Below are 6,654 nucleotides of genomic sequence, written 5' to 3' on the forward strand. Positions count from 1 at the left end.
ACGAAGACACGGAAGGAAGAGAAGAAATCCTCTCACAAAGACACAAAGACACAAAGACACAAAGATAGAGAAGCCTTTCATGGCTTCTTATCTCTCTTTTCTTCTTCGTGTCTTTGTGTCTTTGTGAGAGCATCTTCTTTTCGGCGAGAGCCCGTAGGTTGCCGTGAGCGAGAGCGAACCCCAACGCTCCCCCTGGTGGCGAAATGCCGGAAGAACCCCATGACCCATTGAAAGCATGTTCATGAGACGATGTGCTTCAATGGGTTAGCGAATTCGCCACCAGTGTCCGTTCCTCACCGCATCCTACGAACGTTCGACGCCAGGCGGCGTTGCCTGTGCGTGAAGCTGCACCCCCAATGCCTTGGTTACTTTGAGTACGGTGGCGAAGCTGGGATTTCCGTCCGCACTCAGCGCGCGATAGAGGCTCTCGCGGCTCAGACCGGCGTCCTTTGCAACCTGTGTCATGCCCTTGGCGCGTGCGATAGCGCCAAGCGCGCGTGCGATACCGGCAGGATCATCGGGCGCTTCCTCCAGCCAGGCGTCCAGGTAGGCGGCCATCTCTTCGGGTGTGCGCAAATGCTCGGCAACGTCGTATGGAGTGAAGTCGGCCTTGCGAGCAGACGTGCGTTTTGTTGTTGGCATCAGTCTTACCCGTTGAAATCGCGGTTCAGTTGAATCGCCTTGGCGGATGCGCAAACCTCAGAGTATCGGATCAGGATCGCCAACCGCATGACTCACAGCATCGAGATCTTCCTTGCGGCCCATCAGGCCATCGCCGCGGGCATTGACATGATTCCGCGGAGCGCGAACGACAAGGAGTATTTTCCACAGGATTGGTTTGCCGACCGGGTTCGTTCGCTCGATTTGCCCATGCACCCCCCAAGGACGCAACAGTTATCCCGATTTCTGGATCGGCGACGCGACCCAGCCGCCATCCGAAGGCTACGAAATCAAGTCGCTCGCCTTCAGCAAAGGCAAGCCGGCACGCAAAGACTACGACTCCAACAGCACAATCCCCTCGGGGCGCAAGGACAATCGCGATATTTTCCTGGTCTTCTTCCTCTACACTGGTGGCGGCGCGAACCCCCGATCGGTGCACTCACTTTGCATCGCCCACGGCGACCTCATCAATGCCGACCATGTAGTCGCCGCGGCCCATGTGAACGAGGGGATCGCGGGGTTCGGTTCCTATGGTGACGGATTCATTCGCGACCGCAAGATGTACCGATTCCCTCAGCCTTTCAGTCTGGATCCGGCAGGAATCGGGCGCTGCCGGCTCATTCTGCCGACCGAGTGGGCTCTATCAGACCCGCGCCTGATCCAGGTGGGGACTCTGGAACGTAGGTTGTCATCTGGACGGCAAGACCAGGCCGACCACCCATAGCATCCAACGCCCCGATGCCGGACAGGTCCGACTTTTCCAGGTTTTTGAGCATGCTTGAGCAGTCGGGAACACCCTTAGAATAGGGACGCCTGGACCGGCAACCCGGTTGCCTGCGCCACGTCGCGACGCGGCCGGTCGTCCTGCCCCGCAAAGAGCCCTTGCGAGATCGCCGCGCACTGATTCAGCGACTCCTCGAAGGCTGCCAGGACCTCGCTCGGTCGGCGGCCGGCGCACAGTTCCACCAGCGCCTGGCTGTACACGATGATTCGGACATCATTCAGCGACAGCCGCCGTTCGGTGTCGTTGAAGCGCCGTACCTTGGTCTCGGCCGCGGCCAACGCCCTGTCCATCGCGGCCGCAATCGCGATTACGGGCCGCCGGTCCGCGGCGGCCTTGCGACAGACCATCAGCACGTCCAGGTCGATGGGCGACTTGGCTGCCAACTTGGGCATGGCGACGGACATTTCCGCCTTGACCGGCTGGATCTGGACCAGCTTGAACCCCGCTTCCAACACCGCGGCGGCCACCGCGGTCCAGCCGTCTTCACGCGAATGGTGGTAGGAGAACACCAGCAGGCCATCGTCTTTCAGCACGCGATGACACTCGGCGAAGACTCCTTGCAACTTCCCGGCGAAACGCGATGACTCGGTGTCCTGGACTTCACCGGGATGGCGCGTGGTAGCGGCCGACTCCGGCGCGTCCTCACCAAACCACAGCCGCTGCCAGACGTGAAAGAAGTCCGCCAACTCCGAGTAGTGCACGTTGTCGTAGAAAGGCGGGTCGGTGACGACCGCGTCGACGGTCCGGTCCGGAATGTCGGTGGCGGATGAGTCACCGCAGGAGAGATAGACAGCCCCCGGCGCCAGCCCGGTCGGCGGCCAGGCGTCGAGTATCTGGGCACCCATGGGGCGGCTCTTGCCGAACACCTTGCGGCCGGCTCTTTTCCCGCCGGTATCGTCCAGGGCGAGTTCAAAGGGCGCGGCCTTGTAGTCCACCGCCCGCAACAGCCGCGACTGGAACAGATTCAGGAACGAGCCCGAGGATTTGCTCGTACCCCAAAGATTGGCCTCAATGGGGGTGCGCTCGGGCTTTAGAACATGGTGTGAGAACATATGCCGCACCGCCCCGGTGCCCTCGCCCTTGTAGCTGGCGAACAGGTTGTTGAACTCCAGCACCCCTGACAACAGCACGAAGAGCGCGTCACGCTCCGCCCCCGCCGGCAGGTCGCCGATGGCGCGCGACAGGAGCCCGATCCCAAGTAACTGGCGGTCGTTGAAGAACTGGTCCCAGCGGGTATAGCCGTAATTCAGCACCTGGCGGGTGTTGTAGCCGGACTGGATCTCCACCCGCGGCTGAGGCAGATCCAGGTCCCGCAGCCGAGTGCCCGCGGCCGCATAGGCCGCCGCGTCCGCCGGGGTTGCCCGCAGATACGCTTTGGAGCCGTCAGTGCGCAGGACCAGCTTGGCGTAAAGCCGATGGCGGGGCGGTACCCCGCGCGTCCGGGCTGTCTTCGCGATGGCGAAGCGGGTCCCGCAGCCGCCGCAGTCCGCATGGGCACCGGCGGCTGGACCCGCGTGAGGATCGAACCCCTGCCGGCAGGCCGGGCAGATCGCCCGAGTGTTGGTAAAGTCCGACGCGAAGACCTCGTCACACTGGGGGCAGATCAATTGAACCTTGGGGTATTTCTTCACATAGGCATGTTTGGCGAAGACCCGCGACGAGAACAGGTCTACCGCCAACCCGCAGTCCGGGCAGTCGAGTTGTTTGACCCAAAACCAATAGAGGACATCGCAGGGTTCCCCGGCACCGTCACGGCTGGTGTGTAGGGCACGTAGCTCCGGGGCTACCGTCGCTTCGAGTTGAGCAAACAACGCCAGCAACCGGGTGCGGTCGATGGGTGCCAGGGCCGTGCGTACCGCGCGCCAGGCGACCGGGTTGATATCGCGGCCGATCACGGTACAACCCAGCTTGTGCGCCTCGCCCACGGTGGTTCCGCTGCCCATGAAGGGGTCGAAGATCACCGGCCCCGGCAACTTCACCGCGCTGGCGTAGAGGTCCATCACTGCCGTTCCTTTAGGCGTGGTGCAGCCCAGGATCACCGCCCGGAACACGCTGCCGAGGCGCTGCGCCCACCACTTGTGCGTGTGGTAGACCGGGCGCCAAACCTCCTTGCGCCAACTCTCCACCTCCGCGATCTCGCTCAGGTGCTCGAACGGAAAACCATCTTCGATGGACCGCTCGGTCGGGCCGCCCAGCACGGGACCGCCGTACGACTCGCCGGGCTCCGCAACCATCATGCCCGCGAGGTCATTGAGCGCCGCCGCGACCTGATGCGGATCCCGTTCCACCAGGCGCCGCAGCGACGGCGGAACCCGCCCGGCGACCAGCAGCAATTCATCCAGGGGGACGCTCAGCACGTCCGCCAGCCGTTCGAGCAGGGCGTCCGAGGCCGGCGCGCTGCCCGCTTCAACGCGTGACAGATGGGCTGGGTCGACGCCGCAGCCTGCGGCCGTTGCGCGTAAGGACAGGCCAAGCTGCGCGCGGCGGGATTTCAGAAAAGCATGGAGTTGCATGAAAACCAGAATAGAATGTGTTGACCGATCAGTCAACATTGAACCATTCTGACCTCCGACGGGCGGGTGATGGGGGTTGGGTGATGCGGTTCGAGTACTCACCGCATCCTACGTGCTGCCATACCTGCCGCCATCGGGGTTAGAATGACGGGAACCAGGCGCACCCACGGACTCCCATGCCCCCGGCGGCTCAGAAATATGCTCTGCTGATCGGCAACGACCGCTATCAGGACCTGCCGGACCTCAAGGTCCCGGCGGCGGACGTGGCGGGGCTGGCGCGCGTGCTCACCGATCCGGCCATCGGCGGGTGCGATCCGGCGCTGGTCCAAACGCTCGCCAATCCCGATTATGCCGTGGCCCATCGGGCGATCGGCCGGCTGTTCGCCAACCGGCAGCGCGATGACCTGGTCTTGCTCTATTTCTCGGGACACGGCGAGCTCGATCACCGCACCGGCCGGCTCTATCTCGCGCTGCCCGACAGCGAACGCGACTGTCTCGACGGCACCGCCCTGGCTGCCCCCTTCATCACCGATGTGATGGACCGCAGCCCGGCCGGCCGCCAGATCCTGATCCTCGACTGTTGTTACGCCGGCGCCATCGGCCGCAAGGGCGCGGCGGTGACCGCGGCGACCTTTGGCGCCGATCCGGCCAGTGCGCCGGCGGCGCAGGAGGGTTACGGGCGGGTCATCCTCACCTCATCGACCGCCGGCCAGTCCTCCTGGGAGGGTAACCGCGTCATCGCCGGCGTGGAACGCTCGCTCTTTACCCATTTCCTGATTCAGGGTCTGGAGACCGGCGAGGCGGCGGCGGGTGCGCCCGTCGTGAGCGTCGAGCAACTCTATCAGTATGTCCATGCCCAAGTGGTCGACGCGACCAAGGCCGGGGCGCGGCGCATGACCCCCGAACGGTTCGGCCAGGGGCGCGGCGAACTGATCCTGGCCCGTAACCCCCAGGCGCGGACGCCGGCCCCGGACCCCAAGGAATTGCTCGGCGCCGACCTGCTGGCCGATCTCGCTTCGCAGAACCACCGCACCCGCATCGGCGCCGTCGGTGAACTGGTGAACCTGATGCACCAGCCGCCGTTGCGGTCGGCGGTCATCGCGGTCTTGGCGGAGCGGCTGCCGCGGGAGCGGGATTTTCAGGTGCGGAGCTTGATCGAGACCGCGTTGAAGAGCGCGGCGGAGGCGGGCGCCATGCCGCGGGAGGGTGCGGTGGACCTGCAGACGACGGGATCGGGTGCCGGGGATGCGGTCGGGGGGGTGGAGGGACGTCCCCAGAGCGCGGATGCCGCGCAGGGTTTGCCCGGCGTGCGCAAAGCGGCTCCCGATGCGCCGGAGCGGGCGTCGCGCGCGCGAGGCGCCGCCGCCGGCCTCGTCGGAGCCGGCACCGGCCGCTGCGGCGCCCGTGCCCCTGTCGACCTTCACCGACACGCTGAAAGACGGTGCCGCCGGTCCGACGATGGTCAGGATACCGGCCGGGACCTTCCAGATGGGCTCCCCGGACAGCGAACCGGAACGCGGTTCGGATGAGAAGCAGCATTCAGTGACGATCAAGCAGCCCTTCGCCATCGGCAAGTACGAGGTCAGCTTTGCCGAGTACGACCGCTTTGCGAAGAAGACCGGTCGCACGCCGCCCCGGGATAACGGCTGGGGCCGCGGCGATCGTCCGGTCAGCAGTTCCAAATTTGGGTGGCCACCGCCAATAACGTGCCGACCGCGAGGCTGATGGTGGATGCGCTGCGCTTATCCACCCTACGAAACCGGCTCCGCTGTAGGGTGGATAAGGCGCGCCGCTCGGTGTCAGGAACCCGGCACGGCGGTCGCGCGCGCAGCATCCACCAGGGGTCGCGCGATGCCGCCCGAATTTGGAATTGCTGTCGTCCGGTGATCAATGTCTCCTGGGATGACGCGACGGCCTATGCTGCCTGGCTCGCCGAACAGACCGGCCGGCCCTACCGCTTGCCGACCGAGGCGGAATGGGAATATGCCGCGCGCGCCGGCACCGATAGCCCCTTCTGGACCGGCGCCTGCATCCACACCGACCAGGCCAACTATGACGGAAATTACGATTACAACGGCTGCGGGGCCAAAACCGGGGTCTACCGGCAACAGACGCTGCCGGTCGATAGCCTGGCGGCCAACCCCTGGGGGCTGCATCATGTGGCCGGTAATGTCTGGGAGTGGACTTGCTCGGCCTATGCCAACCCTTATGATGGCAAAGAGACGGTTTGTATACGCAAGAATGATGCCGACGCTGGGCCGAACCGGGTGATCCGCGGCGGCGCGTGGAACAGCCAGCCTGCGGGGCTGCGGTCCGCGTACCGTGGCACGTTCAGGCCGTCGGGCCGGTTCGACGCCCTCGGTTTCCGCCTCGCCCAGGACCTTTAACCCTTTTCTCTCTATTCTTTTACCCTTTTCATTCCTTTGCAACCATTCAGGCGCAATAATTGCGTTAGTCAGCTTGCCCCGGTCGTTGAAGCCTGTCATGAACGGCTGCTTTGGCTCATTCCGCAATGACTCTCGCTCCCACGCTGGAGCGTGGGAGCGAGAAAACAGACCTTCGTGTAGGGGCGGGTTTGAAACCCGCCCCTACGCCTGGGTATCACGTCCGCAGGCGATTTTTCTGGCGTCACCCCCACAGCCAGGCCGCCCCGCGCACGCCGCTGGAATCGCCATGGACCGGCGGCAGGATGCGCGT

The 6,654-nt window shown here is 64.6% G+C and carries 6 protein-coding genes; 4 read left to right on the forward strand and 2 right to left on the reverse strand.

Annotation, left to right across the window (positions count from 1 at the left end; translation table 11 throughout):
• Nucleotides 1-303: 303 nt before the first annotated feature.
• Complete coding sequence (locus QZY03_RS26510) at nucleotides 304-642, reverse strand: addiction module antidote protein (protein WP_295586363.1); 339 nt, start codon at nucleotides 640-642, stop codon at nucleotides 304-306.
• 196 nt (nucleotides 643-838) lie between these two features.
• Here QZY03_RS26510 and QZY03_RS26515 point away from each other — a divergent pair, with 196 nt between their 5' ends.
• On the forward strand, nucleotides 839-1,384 hold the full coding sequence (locus QZY03_RS26515) for a hypothetical protein (protein ID WP_295586365.1): 546 nt from the start codon (nucleotides 839-841) through the stop codon (nucleotides 1,382-1,384).
• A 74-nt stretch (nucleotides 1,385-1,458) separates the two neighbouring features.
• Here the strand turns inward: QZY03_RS26515 and QZY03_RS26520 are convergent, their stop codons facing one another.
• Nucleotides 1,459-3,957 (reverse strand): DNA methyltransferase, encoded by a 2,499-nt coding sequence (locus tag QZY03_RS26520; protein WP_295586368.1) that lies wholly within the window; start codon nucleotides 3,955-3,957, stop codon nucleotides 1,459-1,461.
• A gap of 176 nt (nucleotides 3,958-4,133) precedes the next feature.
• Here QZY03_RS26520 and QZY03_RS26525 point away from each other — a divergent pair, with 176 nt between their 5' ends.
• From QZY03_RS26525 to QZY03_RS26535, 3 genes are read left to right on the forward strand one after another with little or no spacing between them, the layout of a single operon-like run.
• Nucleotides 4,134-5,486, forward strand: coding sequence for a caspase family protein (locus QZY03_RS26525; RefSeq protein WP_295586371.1), 1,353 nt, complete (start codon nucleotides 4,134-4,136; stop codon nucleotides 5,484-5,486).
• Nucleotides 5,446-5,682: an SUMF1/EgtB/PvdO family nonheme iron enzyme gene (locus QZY03_RS26530; RefSeq protein WP_295586373.1), complete on the forward strand. Its 237-nt coding sequence runs from the start codon at nucleotides 5,446-5,448 to the stop codon at nucleotides 5,680-5,682. The genes QZY03_RS26525 and QZY03_RS26530 overlap by 41 nt, the downstream gene beginning before the upstream one ends.
• Entirely contained in the window at nucleotides 5,646-6,344 is a 699-nt protein-coding gene (locus QZY03_RS26535) for a formylglycine-generating enzyme family protein (protein ID WP_295586375.1), read from the forward strand. The genes QZY03_RS26530 and QZY03_RS26535 overlap by 37 nt, the downstream gene beginning before the upstream one ends.
• Nucleotides 6,345-6,654 lie beyond the last annotated feature (310 nt).

Origin of the sequence: uncultured Lamprocystis sp. (genome assembly GCF_903933125.1) — a bacterium.
Taxonomy (GTDB): domain Bacteria; phylum Pseudomonadota; class Gammaproteobacteria; order Chromatiales; family Chromatiaceae; genus Thiodictyon.

Coding starts and splice junctions, on each gene's coding strand:
- QZY03_RS26520 (WP_295586368.1), bottom strand. CDS start 3,957: ATGCAACTCCATGCTTTTCTGAAATCCCGCCGCGCGCAGCTTGGCCTG.
- QZY03_RS26510 (WP_295586363.1), bottom strand. CDS start 642: ATGCCAACAACAAAACGCACGTCTGCTCGCAAGGCCGACTTCACTCCA.
- QZY03_RS26525 (WP_295586371.1), top strand. CDS start 4,134: ATGCCCCCGGCGGCTCAGAAATATGCTCTGCTGATCGGCAACGACCGC.
- QZY03_RS26530 (WP_295586373.1), top strand. CDS start 5,446: ATGGGCTCCCCGGACAGCGAACCGGAACGCGGTTCGGATGAGAAGCAG.